Below are 19752 nucleotides of genomic sequence, written 5' to 3' on the forward strand. Positions count from 1 at the left end.
TTGAGAGTTAGATAAGTGGAAAACTTCATAGTTTTGAAGACAATGAATCCCAGTCTTTGAGGAACGCAGAATTGGTTTGAAACTCTTTAATTGAGGATCACAATTCATTTATGGGAGGTTGGGGGATTCTTTTCTTGTGCAACCAAGCAACGCCCAAGGCAGCGATCGCTAATACGCCTAAATTAGAATCAGGTTCAGGAACAGATTTGATATTTTCAATTCTGAGAACTTGTCCTTGACCAGGGCGATCGCCTCGGTTGGTGACGTATATCGCACCATCCGAACCAATAGTCAGGGCGCTAGGTGACTCTAATCCATTGCCACTCAGCAGAGTTGTGCGAGTACCATCGGCAGCTATTTTGATGACAGAACCATCAAAATGACCCTTCCAAGCTGACTGATTGGCGTACTGCAAAGCATACAAATTGCCCGCAGGATCGAATTCCAAGTCTGTGAGTTGGGTAAAACCATCGGCGAAGACTGATGTACCATCAGCAGCGACTCGATAGATTTTTGCCCCACCTTCTGGGAAAGGAAAACCAGTAAATTGGCTAACGTAATAAGCACCATCAGGCCCTTTTGCCACACCTGAAGGTACTGGTTGAGTTGCAAACTGCGATCGCACCACTTCCCCTTGAGATGGCACTTGTGCCGGTTCATTGGATGGAGTACCGGAGAGTGGGAAGACGGGATTAGCTAATATGTCTTCGGGGAAGGTAGTAATAGCTTGCAAATTACTGCCACCAGTATTCACACTGAGTAAGTCGTTTGCACCCGCATCAGCTGCAACTAACTTATTACCATCTATTACGAAACCCAAAGGATTGCTACCGACATCACCACCATCGGGATTATTGGCGAGTTCATAGTTAGCGAAATCAGCAACACTCGTCCAGGAATTGGTATTAAAGTCGGGAGCAATGATTTTACCGAGGTCAGTGTAACCTAAATTGCGATCGCGAAAGGCTGGATTTGCCCCATACCCAATCAGAACATAAGGTTTACCTGTAGCATCAAATTGGATATCACGAGGGCCACCGGCTCCAGTACCATCTGGTAATGCTATGGAATAAAGTCCTGTAAGTATGCGTTCGGTTTTACCATTCTCAATTTTGGTAACTGCCCCACTTGTGCCATAGCATAAAGAATCACCTTGACCGCTTGCTGGTGGAACACAACCGCCACTTCCTCCGATTCCCGCCTCTGTAACATAGAGATTACCATCAGGACTAAAGCTTAGTCCTCCGGCATTATATAGACCGTCGGCGATTACTGAAAAGGATGCAGCTGAGGCAGCTTTCATTCCCGAAAAAGCGGCAACACAAAAGGTGAGGATGGTAATAGTAAGTTGTTTGTGTTTCATGTGTTGCAATGCAGGTAATCTTGAGGAATTGAGGGGGAATTTTAAACGCAGAGGGGCGCATTCGCAAAGCGTCTTGCAGAGAAGGGAAGCGCAGAGGAGCGCTGAGGTTTTAGTTGGTAACTAGTGACTCTTGAATTTTTGGTAGATAGCTCATTCCTCGGTCAAATGATTTGAGGTTGCCAGCTTTGGCTTCGAGTAAACGTTTGATGTTCATGCTTTCAGCGCCATAATCTTCAATCTGAAGTTTGCCGTGGGTTACAGTTCCATCTGTTTTCCAGAATGTAATTCGATGTAGGATGAAACCAGAGGCTTCTGGGTCAGCAAAAGAGTATGCAGTTGGGATCAGCAACGCTACAGAACGCTGATAATATTCGTAATCTGGATAAAAATGTTCTTGTTCAAGCAAGTAGTATTTACTCAACGAATGAACTCGCACAGAAACTTTTACTTTTTGGTCATATTCATCTTTGAATTCACCTGATTCAGAAGTAATATCACCATTTGGTCGTAGCAAATGCGCCCACTCATCTACATTTTTTAAGTCTTTTAAGTATTCAATGCCGATTTCAATTGGGGCATCAATATAAATGGTGTCTGTATCGATAAAGTGGCTTCCTTTAGCTGCTGAAGTTAGACCAGCTTTGCGTTCCAAATTACCTTTGAGAGAACGACATTCAGAAGTGTGTACTGTATGAATTCCCTGCATAATCATCTGAGTCTGCCGTTTGGGATCGACAAAGCTCAACCAGTGAAAGTACACACCTTTTTCATCTGTTCCCGGCTCGATATAGTCGGTGGGAAATAGCAAGACAGGATAAACCTGAAAATATTTCTGATACTCTAATCCACAGTGCCACTCAATGCCGTAGAAAAGGGGATTTTCTAGTTTTTTAACATGATAATAGAGATTTTTGTGATAACCAGACGCAGTTCCCAGCCAAGTATCTTCGTCAATTTGCTCTTTCATCCGGCTGTAAAGCGTCCATTCATCCAAATTCTTTAAACTACAAAGGTAGTCAAAAGCGCTCTCTGGTGAAGTAGCAATATATGCTGATGTAGCAAAGGTATTTTTTTCCATTGTTCACTCCTGAAGATAATAATAATTAGGCTGCGATCGCTGTAGTCTGATTTCGCTTACCGTTCTTGATCCGGTCTTCTGCTAATCGTCTAGCAGCATCGTTAGTAGTAACTCCTTGCTCTTTCGCAATCTCAAAAATTGCTAATAGCGTGTCATAAATGTTATGCACTTGTTTGAAAGCTTTTTCTTCGTCATAACCAATCATTTCGTTGTAAACATTGATTAATCCTCCAGCATTAATTACATAATCTGGGCTGTAAAGAATCCCTTTTTTAGCAAGCATTTGACTATGTAGCTGCTCATTCTCTAATTGATTATTAGCTGCACCAGCAATAATCGAGGCTTGCAGGAAAGGAATTGTATGACTATTAAGAATTCCTCCTAAAGCGCAAGGAGCGAAAATATCTACATCAAGTGAGTAAATTTCAGTTGGTTCTACAACAGTTGCACCAAAAAGCCGTTTCACTTCTTCCGCTTTTACTGGATCTACATCACTAACAAAAAGCTGGACATCATGCTCATGTAAGTGACGACAGAGATTTTTACCAACATTTCCTAAGCCTTGAACTGCAACTTTCATGCCATCAAGTCTTTTGCTCTGCCAACGAGATTCTACAGCAGCTTGAATTCCGAGAAAAACTCCTAGTGATGTTATGGGAGCAGGTCCACCAGATTTTTCTGATACCCCAACAACATATTTCGTTTCTTGACTAATTGTCCGCACATCATCAGGCGTAATGTTGACATCTTGTCCGGTAATAAAACGCCCATTCAAGCTATCAACAAAACGCCCATAAGCTCTCAACAGGTCATCTGTCTTATTTTCAGGATTAGCAATAATAACTGCTTTTCCGCCACCAGCCGGGATGTTTGCACAAGCGGCTTTATATGTCATCCCACGGCTTAGACGAAGTGCATCTTTTAACGCAGCTTCTTCGTTGATATAAGGCAAGATTCTTGTAGCTCCCATCGCTGGGCCCAAGGTTGTGTCATGGATGGCAATAATTGCCTTAATTTCGGGATTTTTACCATGACAAAAAAGAACTTGTTCGTGACCCATTTCTCTAACAGTTTCAAATAGCAGCATCTTGACCTCTCGATATTGTTTGGGATTGGTTAGAGAAAGTAATGACCATTACAAAATGTAAATATATAGACACAAAACAACTCTCGAAGATTAAGATTAGATGGAGTTAAGAAGAGACTTTAGGGTTTAAAAATCAAAAATTTAAAATTCCAGTTGATTGGGTATAGTTTTTGGCTGGAATAAGGTTTTTGCAGCTTCTAAATTTATCCTTTGTCTTTTGTTGAATTGACTAATCCAAACTGGATTGTAAAGTCCAACTTGTTGAGATGTTTTAGTATCTATAAAAATTGCAGGAAATTGCTAGGTTTTAAAGTCAAACCATTGGGAATGAAACTTGCTTGACTGCATTTTTAGCAGCACTTGATTTAATTCCTTGGGCTGCCAAACTTTTATTACGTCCACCAGAAGGTGCTGGTCGATCGGCGTCAATCACTACATCGATTAAAAAGGGAACAGTTGATGCGATCGCTTGTTCTAATGCGGCTTCAATATCCGACTCTCTGACAACGACGATCGCTTCTGCTCCCATCCCACGAGCAATCATGGCGAAGTTTGTCGGTGGAAGTGTTGCATCTGCGCCCTTTAACCCCAAGATTTTCATCCCTTGATGGCACATGTTGTAACGCGCATCGTTAAGTACAATCCAGATTGCAGGAATTTTGTATTTCACGGCTGTACTGATTTCGTTATTCATCAGCATTGCTCCATCGCCGACAATTCCTACAGCCTTGCTTTTGCTTGCCAGTGCTGCACCCAATACTCCAGTGACGGCGTGACCCATTGCGCCGACTCCGGTACTGACTCGGTAACGATTGGCTTCGGCAAATTGGAGTAGATGAGTTGACCAAGTAAAGGAGTTACCACACTCTGCCATCACTACAGCATCGCTACCCTCAACAACGATCTTTTGAATTGCTGCCATCAATACTTCTGGACGTACTGGATAATCTACGTCTGATGCCGGTTCAATTGCTTTGTGTTCTGGACGAGGTAGCGGCATTGTGGAATCAGGTGCATCTGGTAATTGCTGCAACAACTCTTCCACAAAAACTTTGATGTCAGACCGAACTCCAAAAGTTTCAACGTGAGGATAGGCTACACCTGGCACTTCCGGGTCAATATCAACATGGACAAAACCTCCTTTTGGAACCAGCGCCGAACTCCAAAAAGAAGTCGGTTCACCAAGGCGGGTTCCTAATACGAGTGTGCGTAGTGGAGGTTGTTCTTCCATGTAAGTTAAGACGGAAGCATGTCCACCTAAACCTGTGACACCCACAAACTGGGGATGATCTTCAGGGAAGATACCTTTACCACGGGGTGAGCAGATGACGGCTGCTCCGGTTTTTTCAGCGAGTTCAAGGATTTCCTCTGCTGCGTCACGCGCACCGAAACCAACCCAGATAGCAAAGGGGCCAGATGATAATAACTCTACAGATTTAGCGATCGCTTCTTTGGAAGCAGTCATCGGAAACGGAGTAACATCTAGTTGAGGCAAGGATATATCCTCAACTAAACTTGTCTGCACAGCAGTGGGAATGCTCAAATGGGCAACAAATCCGCCTGGTTGCGCCATAGCTAAAGCAAGTTTGCGGAAAATCTGCGGTAGTTGAGCCGCAGATTCAATCGTGATTGCATAGTTGAATAGCGCTCCTGGGGTAAAAATTCCCCCACTTGGCAACGTGTAAGTGCTAGTTTCTTGAATTGCCCAACGTCCACGCTGCGGTGCTGAGGTGCAAGCTGACAGTAAAATCACCTTTGCACCTTCACCACGAGCTGCAAACAACCCAGTGAGGGCGTTAGTGATCCCCGGACCGGCTGTAGTAAAAACTACAGTTGGGTGATTATTGGCAAAGTATGCTTCGGTGGCGGCAAATGCTGCTCCGGCTTCATGGCGGAAGTTCAACACCTCGATGCTGCTATTGGATAGCGCACCCCAAAGGCTGGCCATTGCACCACCAGCGACACCAAAAGCGTAGTTTACTCCCAAATTTTCCAACATTTGAGCGATCGCATCGGCAACTGAGAGTGTTGGAGCTATTTCATCGTTTAAAAAAGGCTGAATTCCCCCATTATTCTCCGATTCATCAAGCTGACGGGAGTCAGACACAGATTCTACATATCTGTTTGCTGGAAGTTCCTTGTATGGCTCAGTGGTGATGAGAGGATTTGAACCAGTATAGTTTTGACTCATTAGTTTCACGTAATTACAAAAAGTTACACAAAGGCTTTTTAGTTTACAATCACAGCGCTAGAAATATTTATTACAAACAACTCTGTTGTTTCTTGCAGCGATGATCTAGCTTGGTCAAGAATAGAAATGGCTGATCGCTGCTGATTGATGCTTGTGAGCGCAGTACCAAAAATTTTTACCGAAAGCATACAACAGTTGAGGCTGTGCTTCTTGTCACCAGAATAAAGGAGATGAAGACTGTCGTGCAATCAAAAATCTTTTGATGGGGGTGTCAAATTTTTCGCTTCTATGGTGGTGACTACAGTATTTAAGTAGATTAGCGGGGAAAAACTAAATGGTGTAAAGATATATAAACTAGCAATTAACCCGAAGTTAAGCGTGTCTCAGAATCTTTAGAAAACTTCATATAGCTAGCTTTAATAGCACCGATCTACTCAATAAACCCTTGGTGAGGTTCTTATCCACTACAATGAAAACCTAATTTACAATGAAAAATCTTTTGGTATAGATGTCAATTCTTTCGCTTTAATTGTGATTGTGACATTTGCAACTTAGTCACCTGAAAGATTGATATTCTGCGCTCGCACGAACGGTACATTAATAAATTTACAATAGGAAATCTTTTGATGTAGGTGTCAATTCTTTCGCTTTAGAACTTACACAATTTTTTATCCAAATTTAAGCATGAGGAGATTTAGCGGTCTTTATATTGCCAAGAAAAACTTTTTGAGTCAATTATTTGTAACGATAAAGACATCATTTTTCAACTTTTTATAGTTCTTTTGAGGGATGACAAAGTATTTAGTATGTAAATGCTTTAAAATATGTTTTAAAATATACATATACAAACATATACTTAGTATACAAATGCAGTGTTTCTTGAGATAAAACAAACACAATCCTATACGTAAAAATATACATATTATTTTAATACAAATGTACTTCTTGCGACGGATGACTAAGCATATTCTTCTATAGTTAAATCCCTGAGAGAGTAAGTTAAGATAAATTAAGAAAATGAGTTGATGAGTTGAAGTTTATTCATTTAAGCCAGGTTCAGCACTGCAAATTCATTTATGTTGAAAATCAAACGACTCTACACAAGTAGTTCGCCAAAGTCCTTGGTAGGGAAAATGTTAAAGGATAAAAATTTTTATCCTTTAACCTTTCCCCAGTGGAAACCCAGGAATCTTAGGTTGATGAACTCTTGTAGAGACGTAGTATTGCTACGTCTCTACAAGAGTTATTGATAACGCATAATTAATTTGTGGAGATGTCTATGAATTAGTTCTGGTGCAGAACGAGTTTAAATTGAAAATATCTTTTCTACTTATAGATTAAGAGTTTTGAACTCTTATCTAATAAGATTGATTGGCTAATCTAGATTTGATTTGCCTAAATCTTGTGCTGCTAGAAAAAGCTGTTTAAGTCAAGAAGAATTTTTGAAAATATTTAGTTTTTTTAGGAATATTTGATTCAATAATTTACATTTTATTGGTATGATAAGTTTTGTTAAGGTAATTAGTAATATTTTTAATATCCTAACAAATTTTATTTTTTCACAGCCGAACAGTACACCAAAGATTTTAGTAAGTTATGACTATTAACTCATTAATGGGAATGGTGCTGATTGATTACCAGGAGGAAGTATGAATATGAATTCTGGCGAATATACACTAGCTAGATCAAACAATCAATGGGCACTACAACCAGAAATAGAGATGAAGTTTGCTCACTTTCTAATAAATCACGCTGTAGATGCTGCCTTCTGTTTAGGAGCAAACGCGCAGTTTCTTTACGTTAACGATGCCACTTGTCTGATGACTGAGTATTCCCGTGAGGAATTACTTTCTATGAGTCTGCATGATATAGATGTAGATTTTTCGCTGCATAATTGGTCAGATATTAGCTCACAGGGTTCCCTTACCTTTAAATCTCGCTATCGAACAAAAGGAGGTCGGATATTTCTGGTAGAAATATCCATGAACTATGTAAAACACCAAGATATGGAATTTGGCTGTGCCTTTGCTCGTGAGAAAACTGATGAAATAGTAGAATTAAGCGTACAAAAGTGGACTGATGGATTAAGAGATGCCAAAGATAATTTGCAACAAGAATTTTCTCAAGTCAAGGCAAAAGAAGTAGAACTAGAAACATCTCTTTCTTTACTTCGTTCTACTCTTGAGTCTACTGCCATTGGTATTGTTGCAGTTAACTTTGAGGGAGATATTCTAAGCTTGAATCAGAAATTTGTGGATATGTGGCAGATTCCAGAGTCCCTAATACTATCTAAGAAATGTCCTCAATGCAAAGCCTTTTTTGAGAACCAACTTAAAGATCCACAAGCCTTTAGTCGGCTGATTTGGGAAGTGTCTAGCCAATCTGATTTCGAGAGCTACGATATTCTGGAGTTGAAAGATGGAAGAGTTTTTGCACATTACTCTAAACCTCAGTTGCTTGAGGGCAAAATTATTGGGAGAGTATGGAGTATTTGGGATATTACTGAATCGAAACAGACTGAAGAAGCATTACGACTGAACGCAACTAGATTTCGGACAATAGCCGAAACGACAGATGCCGGCACTTTTCTGATTCAAGGTACGCGGCTTTGCTATATAAATCCGGCAGTAGAGCAACTCACTGGCTACACAAAAGAGGAACTGCTAACAGGTTTTGATCTTCGTCGGCTGATTAAAAGCAAAAAACGCAGGCAAGTACGTAAGCAGGATGAAGCAACTAACTTTGAATACCAGGAGATGAATATTTTAACAAAAAACGGCACGGAGCGCTGGCTAGCTTGTGCAGTTGCCAAGCTTGATGGAGGGCCGGATTTTGGGGGAAACCCAGTCGAACTGATTGCAGGTATCGATATTACCGATTACAAATATGCAGAATTAGGTCTTAACCAAGCTTTAGAACAAGCCAAACAACTTAGCGAACTTAGAGCGCGTTTTCTTGCTATGGTTTGCCATCAATTCCGAACCCCACTGAATATTGTTTCATTTTCTAATAGTTTACTTAAAGAAGAAGTAGACAAACGTACACAGAAGAAAATCCAGCCATTACTCGATCACATTCAAAAAGCCACCGAACAACTGAGCCTGATGTTGGATGATATTTTGTTTTTCTCTAAAGCAGAATCAGCAAAATTAAACTTTGAACCAAAACCGCTTGAATTAGTTCAGTTTTGTCAGGATTTAGTTGCACAAATGCAGATGAATCTGAGCCAAAACCCCATCAATTTGGTAAGTCAAGATAACTCTCTAACAGCCTATATAGATAGAAAACTGTTAGAGCCGATTTTGAAGAATTTACTTGATAACGCGATTAAATATTCTCTCTCAAATCAGGCAATTAATTTAGAACTATCTTGCCAAAATGAAAAATTAATTTTCCAAGTAAAAGATAGAGGTATCGGTATTTCAGTAGTAGATCAACAACGAATATTTGAGCCATTTTACCGTGGTAGCAATATCGATCATATACCTGGTACTGGACTAGGACTATCGATTCTTAAAACCCTTGTAGATTTACATCATGGTCAAGTTTCTGTAGAAAGTGAAGTTGATGTTGGCACTACGTTTACTGTAATACTGCCATTAATCAAATCAGAGTTTACTTGTTCCGAGTTATGAGTGTTGAAATGAAGATAGTTGTTAATTAAAAACTTAACAATCATAACTCTCGGAACGAGTTAATTAATTTCATTGCTATTTAGATACTCTCCAAAGAGTCTAGTAAGTACCTTCTTTCACATTTATAGTAATAGAAAATCATGTACGAATCATCAAAGAAAATTCTCGTCATTGAAGATGATAGCGTTACCCGCAATCTCTATTTAAAGGGTCTTGAGGCTAAAGGTTTTGATATGATAGGCGCTCAAAACGGTCGTGTTGGTATCCAACAAGCACAAAAGGATGTACCCGACTTGGTGATTTGCGATATTACAATGCCCGATATGGATGGTTATAGCGTTTTAAATACCCTACGCCAAGATCCTCTGACAGCAATTATTCCTTTCATTTTTCTGACTGGCAGTAGTACTAAAGCAGATGTTCGCAAAGCTATGGAATTGGGAGCAGATGATTATCTTACCAAACCTTCGACACTAGAGGAATTGCTCAGAGCGATCGCTACTCGCTTGGAAAAGCAAGCGAATCTCCAGTACTGGTGTGCGATGAAATTCGAGAAAGCTCCAAAATCATCAGCATTTACAGATGATACTACAGCGATCGCTTCCAGTGTTGCCGTCGCCTCTGATAAAGAAGTCAACATTCGTCCTAAGTCAATCTTTCCCTGCATTCCGCAATTAAAAGAAGTTTTCGACTTTATCGAAGCTCATTATCATCAAGGAATTACTTTGTGTGATGTGGCTGTTGCTGTTGGTTACTCATCGGCTTACTTAACTAACCGAGTAAAGGAGACAAGTGGAGAGACTGTAAACTGCTGGATTGTCAAACGCCGGATGGCGGAAGCTTGTTTTTTACTCCAAAATAATAATCAGACAGTCGAGAAGATAGCGAAAGCATTGGGCTATCAGGATGTGTCTCATTTCTCCCGCCAGTTTCGCCAACATCACGGTTTACCTCCCCAAGCTTGGCGCAAAGAGCATCAGCTTATATCGCAAAAACAGGTGAAACTGTGGTGAAAGTAGATTTCAAACAAATAGTTGTGTAAACTCATATATTAAATCCACTCTACCTTTACGTAACATGGCTGGATCTAATCTTTCAGTAGTGTTACAAGTCATCAAAATAACTAACCGTTGCTGCATTTGAATACCAGAGTCATCAATTACACTCTGATACAAAGTGCCATCCAGCAAGCTCAAAATGTGTTCGGTTTTGTTATTGTATTGCGCTACCTCCGAAGCACGATTTTGCGCTAGATTATCAGCTTCGTTAATAACGATACAAATACGCTCTATGTAAGTCGGGGGGACAAAATTAGCGATCGCATCATGATCTAAAATAAAAATTACATACCCTAAAGGTACAAGAATTTCTTTTGCTACTGCCTGTGTCCACACTGTTTTACCAGTACCTGGTTGTCCATGTACAACAACCGCTAACTGGTTTTGATTGAGAATCGCTTGCTGTACAGAATCAGTAAAGTTTTGGATATCTGCGGGAAATGTCCGGATGTTAAATTGACTATGAACTTTGCCTACAAGACTTTGATATCCACTCAGCATCACTGCTAAGTCGTAAGTTGCTTTGTTAATTAGTGGCGCGAGATTTTTTGCCATTAAACTATATTCTCGTCGCCCGCGATCGTAGGGTTCAATTTGCAACCAAATGTCATACTTAGACCAGTAAGCGTAAACAGTATTAATAACGTCTAAGCGTTCCCAGCTAACAAATTTATCTATAGGAAAGTAAAAATCTCTTTCTGAGTAATACTGGGTAATAATATCAGGATTACCCAACACGCCTAAAACTCGCAGTACAGTAATTTCTTGCAGTCGATTAAGAACATAATCAATAGGAATACTACTACGACTGACAAATTGGACGATGGGCGTTTCCGTACTCAAAACATCTTTGTAGCGATGATCTGGTGATTGAGGATCTGGCGTGATGTAATTCCAAAACTTTTCAACTTCGTAGCGAGTATTGTCAGATACAACACTTAATAAATTAGCCCACCAAGCATAATTATTTCGTCCTAAAACATCAGCAAAATTACTTGCTAAATTCAAACTTTTTTGACTTAATTCGCGGGAGTCACTGTACAACAGTTGCCATAAAAATCCCCAGTCTAACTCTCGATTAAACGGTCGCCAACCACAAGCAATTAAGCTTTGCCGAGTATTATTTGTAGGAGTGCCTTCGTTGCTTTTAAAATAGTCAAAAACCATATTTATCGGTTATGCAGCGTTAATTAAGTTATTTTGTGTTAAGTAGGAAGTTTTGAAAATTTTTTCTTGTAATATCAACTAATTGCATACAAATGGTAATTTTATTTCCACTCTAGTGGCGAAGAAGTCTTTTTAATCTAACTCATTACTTATGTAATATACTGTATTACATAACAACTACTTGTGTCAACTTTTTTGACAAACCCATTGGTAAGTCAGTGTTTACTTTTAGCGATTGATGTACCTGCACTACTTATCCGTCTGTAGATGAGGACTGACAGCGCATTTCAAGTTGATGAAATACACAAGCTAGTCTGAAAGTTAGGTATAAAGCTTGTTTTACTTTTGAATTCTGTTAGCGCAGCGGGGCGCAGCCCATTCTGACTCCTGAATTCTGCTGTATATCATGTCCGTGGAATTGCCCAGCAGAATTCCCTACATCCCAAAAATAAAATTTTCACCCTTTGGATTTATGACACAAAGGCGAAAATTTTGAGGGAATCTCCCTCTTTTCTCTTCCTCTGTGTCCTCTGCGCCTCTGCGGTTCAATTTTCATGCTGATTGTTAAACTGCGTAGGCGTAGCTCATCGTACAGAGGCTCAACTGCGGCAATATTAACCTTACAACTATATCAACAAGTAAAAACTCCATAGATACTTGAACATTAAAGATAGCCATCTATGGTATAGAAATGTATAGAATCTTGTAAATATATAAAATATAGTTGTTAAATGCACACATTTCTCGCTTCTTCCTCAATGCAGCTGTCTGTACCACCAAATCACTTTCAGCCTATGAAGATTGTCGCACTGGGGGACAGCTTAATTTATGGATTCGGCGACCCGGAAAAAGGAGGCTGGATTGAGCAACTACGGCGATGGTGGATGTTACCGGATAGCGCCGGTCATATTCTTTATAATTTAGGGGTAAGAGGCGATCGCACGCAACAAGTAGCCCAAAGACTGGAAGTTGAATTCCGCCACCGGGGTGAACTGCGAAATCGTGTTCCCGATTTGATTATTTTATCCGTAGGCGTAAATGACTCAGCCCGGTTGGCGCGTCCCGATGGTCGAAGTTACACAGATTTTACATTGTTTGAAAAAGAAATTGCGTCTCTGCTAGATTTAGCACAGCAACTTTGTCCTGTGTTATTCGTGGGCATGGTGCCAGTGGATGAAGCCAAGATGCCGTTTTTGGATTGTTTTTACTATAATCATGCCGACCAGTACCGCTACAAAGAAGCAACTCGAATTGCTTGCAGCAAACGGCAGATTCCCTATTTGGATATTTTTGAGCAATGGATGGAACGCGGTGAGAGTTGGCGGCTAAAACGCTTTAGTGAAGATGGACTCCATCCCAATACACTAGGTTATCAAGCTTTGTTAGAAGATGTAATCAATTGGGATGCCATACCTTCTCTACGAGACGCTACGCGAACAATGGACTTTGCCAATGCAGCTTACCATTCTAAATTTGATTATCACCTAAAACCATCCTAATAATATAGATGTGTTGGTGCTTTGGGGCTAGCCGATATTCTCGTATTTGCCATCCTCGCAAAAAGCACCACAATCTTCCTAATTTTTTAATGAAGCGAGTCAAAATCTATCTATAAAAACTCTAATTTCTCTATATTATTCATTACTCCTAACTCCTAACTCCTAACTCCTAACTCAGCACTCCTATGACACCAACTTTATTTGGTCGCTGGCAAACTCGATTATTATTACTGGCAACTGTCGGCGTACTCGTATCTTTGCCATTTGGAATGGGTTGGATTGGCCCTGGTGCTAACTCGGTTTATTTTTGGATACTTGCTTATGTCGCCATTTTTGGCTTAGGTTGGGATATACTTTATGACTATCTACAAAAATCTCGCTGGGATAGAGATTGGCCCGCAGCTTATCAACTCTTTGCTGGTATATGGGAATTAATATTTATATTTTGTGGAGTTAAGCTATTTGGCTTCTTGCCAATACCTTTACCGAAGGAAGAACTTTCGCCAGGAGCTTTTTTATTGCACTATAGCATCGTGTGGCTAGCAGTTTTTATTAGTTCCCAAAGCTTGATGCGAATTATCTTCCCTCGTTGGCGTTTCCGGGGCGGTGAGTGGTTGTAAAATTTCAAATTCTCGAACTAATTTAATTAAAAATTACAGTAATTTTCAGGCTATTCAACCGTAGGGTAGGGACGCACAAATGTACGTCTTTACAGTCGATTGTGTCTCAAACAGATAAAAAAAGCTATAAATCAATACGCTTGGGTTAGCGCCAAAAACCTTAAGTTGTGTAGGTTGGGTTGAGGAACGAAACCCAACATTTTCATAGCTTTGTTGGATTGCGCTTTGCTTCACCCAAGCGTATTGGGCTATAAATCGCAAATTAACAAATCATAAAAATCATATAGCAATCCTATTTGAGTTGTGAAAAATATAGATTAGGAAACGAACCGCCAAGGACGCCTTCTCTGCGAGAGGCTCTGCCAACGCGCAGCGTCTCGTCAGAGAAGGACGCAAAGGAAAGAAAGAAGAAAGAGAGATATAATAATTTTCACGAATGATTTCGGACTGCTATATATGGCGGTTTTAGTTTGGATGCAATATGTTGTATTGACGTACAGTTGTGTGCGTTATTAAGAACAATATGACTTTGGAAACCAAAGCAACGTATTGCTTGTTGTATCTCATCAAATTACAAACAGCTATCTTATGTTTACAAAATTGGCATTTGTGCTGATGTAGTAATCATATATGAGTAAAACAGGACAAACTTTAGAGTCTAGGGAGATTCTTCAATGCAGAGACATAAATTAAGGAAGTGCAATGTCAAATTTTGATCTGGTTATTCAGCTATTTCTGCAACTCACAGTTATTTTAACCACTTGTCGCATTGTCACGATTATAGGACGCCGCTATCTTGGTCAAACCGATGTTGTTTGCGAAATGATCGCAGGTGTAATGCTAGGGCCATCACTTCTAGGATTGATTGCACCAGATTTTCAGCAATGGCTATTTCCTAAGCTTCCCATCATCACTGCTGTCGGACTCAAAATACCCAATCCATCGATGTCGATTTTATATGCTATCAGCCAGATTGGGTTGGCAATTTATATGTTTTTGATTGGTTTAGAGTTTAATACCAAACTCTTAAAGCATCATATTAAAAGTGCAAGTTTGCTATCTGCGGCTGGGATTATCACTCCTTTTATTTTAGGAGCGATCGCATCTTTTTGGTTTTATCACAATGGCGATTTCTTTCAACCAAAAGTTATGCCTTGGTCAGCTGCTTTGTATCTGGGTGCGTCGATGACTATTACAGCTTTTCCAATGTTAGCTCGTATTCTTTACGAACGCGGTCTTGCACAAACTCGCTTCGGTACTTTGGCTTTAGGTGCAGCATCGGTAGATGATGCAGTTGCTTGGTGTTTGCTAGCGATTGTGCTGGCTAGCGTGAAAAATTCTCTAAGCATAGCCATATTAGCAATTGGTGGTGGCATTTGCTATGTACTATTTGCGATTTTTCTCGGACAACCTCTACTGAAAGCGTTTACACGCATGACAAAACGCGAAGGTGTGAACAGACAAACTCTGACTTTAATGTTGATAATTTTGATGTTTTGTGCATGGTTTACCGATGTTACAGGTATCTATGCAATATTCGGTGCTTTTGTGTTGGGAGCAGTGACACCACGGGGAGAATTCGCCCAACAAATTCGCCAATATACAGAGTTTTTAACTACTTCTTTTTTGTTACCAATATTTTTTGTCTTCTCTGGACTAAACACTCAAATTGGATTGGTAAACACACCTACTTTATGGGGAGTGACGCTATTAATTATTGCGATCGCAATTCTCGGTAAAGGTGTTGCTTGTATGTTGGCTGCAAAATTAGCGGGAGAAAATTGGCGCGAATCTGCAACTATCGGCGCTCTGATGAATGCGCGTGGTTTGATGGAGTTAATCATCCTCAATATTGGTCTGGAACAAGGTATCATTACCCCAACTTTATTCACTATAATGGTTATTATGGCAGTCATTACTACCCTGATGGCATCACCACTGATTGCCTTCTTATTGCACGGTACAAGCTATGATAAATCTTCTACTTAAGCAAAATTAAATATCAGATTAATTAAGTATCTAGTACAATGACCAAGCTAGTTTTGAGGGTTTGTAGTAAGTACTTTATGACTGAGCAAATTAAGGACTAAAGTCCTTACTACGAACTTAATTACCTGGGAATTGAAATTTTACAGACTACTAGTAATTGGGTAAATTTCTCTTCTTTGACTGCTAATTTATTTGTAGTGGCGATTAAGTAATACTACAAACTGACTCCCTATTAACTCGCTTTATTGCTATCGTTAATTCGGAAGTTCTTCGAGATATAGCTCCTTAAATCATCAGAATTCATGTTTCACGGTTGCAACTAAATCGTAACAATAATTAATATAACAACGAAGCACAAATTACTCTTAGTTGTATCTAACAAGCTTGACATTTTGCAGTCTTTTAAAGAATTATCTTAGGGAAACCAGATAGTTAATTTTGAGGAAACCATGCACATAGTTATTCTCGTTCTGGTTGAGGTGCTGATTGTTATTGGGCTTTCACGGCTAGTAGGGCTAGCATTTCGTTCTATTAAGCAACCGCTAGTCATTGGTGAAATTGTCGCCGGAATTATGCTCGGCCCATCTTTGTTTGGTTTAGTTGCTCCCCATCTAGCAGTTAGCTTGTTTCCACCAGAAACTTTTCCTTTTCTGAATGTTTTGTCTCAGGTGGGATTAATATTTTTCATGTTTCTGATTGGGTTAGAACTAAATCCCAAATACCTCGGCGGACAATTAGAAGTAGCAGTTTTAACTTCTCATGTCAGCATTTTGGTGCCGTTCTCTCTAGGAACATTGCTAGCGGTGATACTTTATCCCCTAGTTTCTAATGCAAGTGTATCATTCACCGCCTTTGCTTTATTTTTGGGAGCGGCGATGTCGATTACTGCCTTCCCAGTGTTGGCGAGAATCATTACTGAAAACAATTTACAAGGAACGCGTTTAGGAACGTTGGCGTTAACTTGTGCAGCAGTGGATGATGTCACAGCTTGGTGTCTGTTGGCAGTAGCGATCGCAGTTGCGCGAACTGGTGACTTTGCTGGTGCTATACCCACAATTATCGCCAGCATAGTTTACATCGGCTTGATGTTGACAGCCGGTCGTTGGTTCCTGCAACGCCTTGCCAAACACTACCTCCGTGCGGGACGACTCAGCCAATTGCTGCTAGCTGGGATTTATATGGGCGTGGTTGCGTCAGCATTAATCACTGAACTAATTGGGATTCACTTAATTTTTGGAGCATTTTTGCTGGGAGCAGCCATGCCCAAAAATGAAGATTTAGTCAGGGAATTGGCAGTGAAAACGGAAGATTTTGTCCTAATTTTCTTGCTGCCCATATTTTTTGCCTACAGTGGTTTAAAAACGCAGATTGGTTTGCTCAACCGTCCCGAATTGTGGCTTTTGTGTGGGTTGGTTTTAGCTGTAGCGATCGCAGGCAAGTATGTTGGTACTTATGTAGCAGCTCGTGTCAGTGGCATTAGTAAACGGGAAGCCTCGGCACTTGGTTGGTTAATGAATACTCGCGGCTTAACCGAACTGATAGTGCTAAACATTGGTTTAGAGTTAGGGGTAATTTCCCCCTTAATATTTACCATGCTGGTAATTATGGCATTGGTAACTACCTTCATGACCTCGCCACTGCTGGAATGGACATATCCTAAAAAGCTGATCAGGTTAGATGTGGTGGAACCAGAGTTAGAAGCACAAACAGCTGCAAGCGCTACTGATGCCGAAACTTACATTCGTCCCTACCGAATTTTGGTGCCCGTGGCTAATCCCAGTACCCAAAAAGGCTTGCTACAGTTAGCAGCAAACATTGCCCTCAACTCCCGATCTCCGGCTGTTGTAAACCCTCTGAGCCTGATTGAATTTGAAGAAGATTATGCCTTTGAAAGTACGCCAGTTGAAGCAGACCGATTAATTGCCCAGCGCCGCCAGCAGCTAGAAGAATTGATTAATACTCTCGAACCAGTAGAAACACGCTCTCATGTGCATCCCATTATTCGCATATCTAGTAATGTTGCACGGGAAACTGCACAGATTGCCGCACTCAAACAAGTTGATTTAATTCTTGTGGGATGGCATCGCCCAGCTTTTAGTAGCAACCGCTTAGGTGGAAGAGTTGGTCAAATGCTCACTACTGCGCCAGTTGATGTTGCAGTGTTTGTGGATAGAGGAAGCGATCGCTTAGAAAGCTTGTTAGTGCCTTATTCGGCAAATATTCATGATGATTTAGCGCTAATAATAGCTCTGAGACTGCTAATTAACCGAGAGACTTGTATATTACAGGTTTTGCAGGTTGTACCCGAAAATCAGCTTAAGGATGAATTGAGTTATGAGTTAAATACGATGATGGAGCAATTACCGACTAGTGTACGCGATCGCATCGAAATCAAAATTGTCCAAGCTCCAGATCCAATCCAAGCTGTAGTCGAAGCCTCAAAAAATGTAGACCTAACAATTGCAGGCACTAGCCGCACTTGGGGTATCGAGCGTCAAACCTTGGGAAGATATACAGATCAACTAGCCATTCAATGTTCTTCTTCCCTGCTGATCGCTCGCCGTTACAGTCAAGTCACCGCTCATCTGGCTTCCATGCTTCCTGATGTTAGCAGTCAAGAGCCAACACTTAGGAGTTGAGAACATGAATCATTTCAACTTCAAATCTTTAAGTTTTTACGGAGTAGCGATAATTTCAGTGCTACTGTTGTTTAAAACTGTCAGTGCTTACGGAGAAAACAATCTCAAGGCTCCTCCGCCAGTTAACGGTCGCTATCGTCTAACCCTAGCGGAGAATTTGCCTAACTGTGAAAAATCGGATACTCTGACGTTAAACATTCAGCAGTCAGGTATTTACTTAAATGCCTCTGTATTACCGGCAAACGCTAACACCGACACTGACGAAAAGCACTCTCTGGCAGGCATCTTCAGAAATCAACAATTAAATTTATCTGGGAAAGTTGGTAAATCAATCCTTTGTAATATTCCTTACCCCCAAAACGATCCTCTAACCTCAGTCACAATTCAAATGCAACTTGTGGATAAAGGTAATATGACAGGTCAATTAACCGTAAATGGTATTCCACAAACTCTGAAATTTACTGCTGTGCCTCAAAAAGCTAATTGAATTGGGGGATTGGTAGAGACGCGATGAATCGCGTCTACGGGATTGGAAGCGCGAAGTAAACAGCAATGTAAGTGCATTGTATGGGTTTTATGGAGCAAATAAAAATAATGGATCAGGTACTAAAAACTAAGCAATCTTACCAATGGGGCAAGCAGTTATTTAGCATCAGTATATTAAGTTTTTATGCAGCGATCGCCCTCGAAACTTTCACTACTGCTGCTACACCAGGGGCAAAGCTAAATAATTGGCGTTTTTCTCCCAAGACACAGCAACTCGAAATCACTCTTTCAGCAGGCACAACCCCTCGTTATTTCTACTTAGCCCAACCCTCTCGTTTGGTTGTAGATTTACCGAATACTAAGTTGGGCAAAGTTACCACGCAACAAAATTATTCTGGAGCAATCAAAAGCATTCGCATTTCTCAACTCAACGCAAATGATACACGTATTGTCCTAGATTTAGCAGCAGGGACTGTTTTTAATCCCAAAAAGGTACAACTGCAACCCGTTTCTCGAAAAAACTCCACTCGCTGGGTATTACGTCCGGTTATTTCTGGTAAAACTACTGCCGTCAAATCAGGAAATTCCCCTCCTTCAGCCAAGAAACAGCCTCAAACACTCCAAAAGCCGCCTAGTAAACTACCCTTAACTACTAACCCACAATCCCCCTCACTCACAGCTCCACCTCCATCCAATGAACTGCCCTCAACAATTACTACTAACTCAGGGCAACCTTTTGTCACCGTACCCCCTTTAACTCCAAATACATCCTCTCAACAACCTGCTTTGAGTCTTCCCCCTCCTTCTTTCCCAAATCAACCCGGCAATTTAAATAACATTCCTCCATTCGGGATGTCGGAATTTCCAGTTCCAACAATCCCCAACGATCCCGAACCCCAGGTAATCGAGTTTGGTCAACCTTTACCCAAAACTAAATAAA

General features: G+C 40.6%; 13 protein-coding genes. 8 read left to right on the plus strand and 5 right to left on the minus strand.

What is annotated here, in order from left to right; translation table 11 throughout:
* Positions 1 to 97: 97 nt before the first annotated feature.
* The 4 genes from HWQ42_RS03120 to scyA all read right to left on the minus strand — a co-directional run bounded on the left by HWQ42_RS03120 (position 98) and on the right by scyA (position 5719).
* Positions 98 to 1363 (minus strand): ScyD/ScyE family protein, encoded by a 1266-nt coding sequence (locus HWQ42_RS03120; protein ID WP_292809206.1) that lies wholly within the window; start codon positions 1361 to 1363, stop codon positions 98 to 100.
* 109 nt (positions 1364 to 1472) lie between these two features.
* The gene (gene scyC / locus HWQ42_RS03125; protein WP_292809208.1) at positions 1473 to 2441 is read right to left on the minus strand and encodes a scytonemin biosynthesis cyclase/decarboxylase ScyC; all 969 of its coding nucleotides are present in this window, start codon (positions 2439 to 2441) and stop codon (positions 1473 to 1475) included.
* Positions 2442 to 2466: 25 nt separating this feature from the next.
* Entirely contained in the window at positions 2467 to 3528 is a 1062-nt protein-coding gene (scyB, locus tag HWQ42_RS03130; RefSeq protein WP_292809210.1) for a tryptophan dehydrogenase ScyB, read from the minus strand.
* 313 nt (positions 3529 to 3841) lie between these two features.
* Positions 3842 to 5719 (minus strand): scytonemin biosynthesis protein ScyA, encoded by a 1878-nt coding sequence (gene scyA, locus HWQ42_RS03135; RefSeq protein ID WP_292809212.1) that lies wholly within the window; start codon positions 5717 to 5719, stop codon positions 3842 to 3844.
* Between the two features lie 1655 nt (positions 5720 to 7374).
* Between scyA and HWQ42_RS03140 the strand changes: the two genes are divergently transcribed.
* Both HWQ42_RS03140 and HWQ42_RS03145 read left to right on the plus strand, forming a co-directional pair.
* A complete protein-coding gene (locus HWQ42_RS03140) occupies positions 7375 to 9354 on the plus strand; it encodes a scytonemin biosynthesis sensor histidine kinase (RefSeq protein ID WP_292809303.1) in 1980 nt (659 codons plus the stop codon).
* Positions 9355 to 9494: 140 nt separating this feature from the next.
* Positions 9495 to 10367 carry a response regulator gene (locus tag HWQ42_RS03145; RefSeq protein WP_292732793.1) on the plus strand — a complete coding sequence of 291 codons (873 nt, stop codon included), beginning with the start codon at positions 9495 to 9497 and terminating at the stop codon, positions 10365 to 10367.
* Positions 10368 to 10376: 9 nt separating this feature from the next.
* Here HWQ42_RS03145 and HWQ42_RS03150 read toward each other — a convergent pair whose 3' ends face one another.
* A complete protein-coding gene (locus tag HWQ42_RS03150) occupies positions 10377 to 11579 on the minus strand; it encodes an AAA family ATPase (protein ID WP_292809214.1) in 1203 nt (400 codons plus the stop codon).
* 731 nt (positions 11580 to 12310) lie between these two features.
* On the opposite strand from HWQ42_RS03150, the gene HWQ42_RS03155 reads away from it, so the two are divergent.
* The 6 genes from HWQ42_RS03155 to HWQ42_RS03180 all read left to right on the plus strand — a co-directional run bounded on the left by HWQ42_RS03155 (position 12311) and on the right by HWQ42_RS03180 (position 19751).
* Positions 12311 to 13078 (plus strand): GDSL-type esterase/lipase family protein, encoded by a 768-nt coding sequence (locus HWQ42_RS03155; protein WP_292809216.1) that lies wholly within the window; start codon positions 12311 to 12313, stop codon positions 13076 to 13078.
* 185 nt (positions 13079 to 13263) lie between these two features.
* Complete coding sequence (locus HWQ42_RS03160; RefSeq protein WP_292809218.1) at positions 13264 to 13698, plus strand: hypothetical protein; 435 nt, start codon at positions 13264 to 13266, stop codon at positions 13696 to 13698.
* 702 nt (positions 13699 to 14400) lie between these two features.
* Positions 14401 to 15687, plus strand: a complete 1287-nt coding sequence (locus HWQ42_RS03165) for a cation:proton antiporter (protein ID WP_292809220.1) — start codon at positions 14401 to 14403, stop codon at positions 15685 to 15687.
* Between the two features lie 449 nt (positions 15688 to 16136).
* On the plus strand, positions 16137 to 18326 hold the full coding sequence (locus tag HWQ42_RS03170; protein ID WP_292809221.1) for a cation:proton antiporter: 2190 nt from the start codon (positions 16137 to 16139) through the stop codon (positions 18324 to 18326).
* Positions 18327 to 18330: 4 nt separating this feature from the next.
* Positions 18331 to 18813, plus strand: coding sequence for a hypothetical protein (locus HWQ42_RS03175; protein ID WP_292809223.1), 483 nt, complete (start codon positions 18331 to 18333; stop codon positions 18811 to 18813).
* 107 nt (positions 18814 to 18920) lie between these two features.
* Positions 18921 to 19751 carry an AMIN domain-containing protein gene (locus tag HWQ42_RS03180; protein WP_292809225.1) on the plus strand — a complete coding sequence of 277 codons (831 nt, stop codon included), beginning with the start codon at positions 18921 to 18923 and terminating at the stop codon, positions 19749 to 19751.
* Position 19752 lies beyond the last annotated feature (1 nt).

Source organism: Nostoc sp. JL23, from assembly GCF_017115065.1.
Taxonomy (GTDB): Bacteria; Cyanobacteriota; Cyanobacteriia; order Cyanobacteriales; family Nostocaceae; genus Nostoc; species Nostoc punctiforme_A.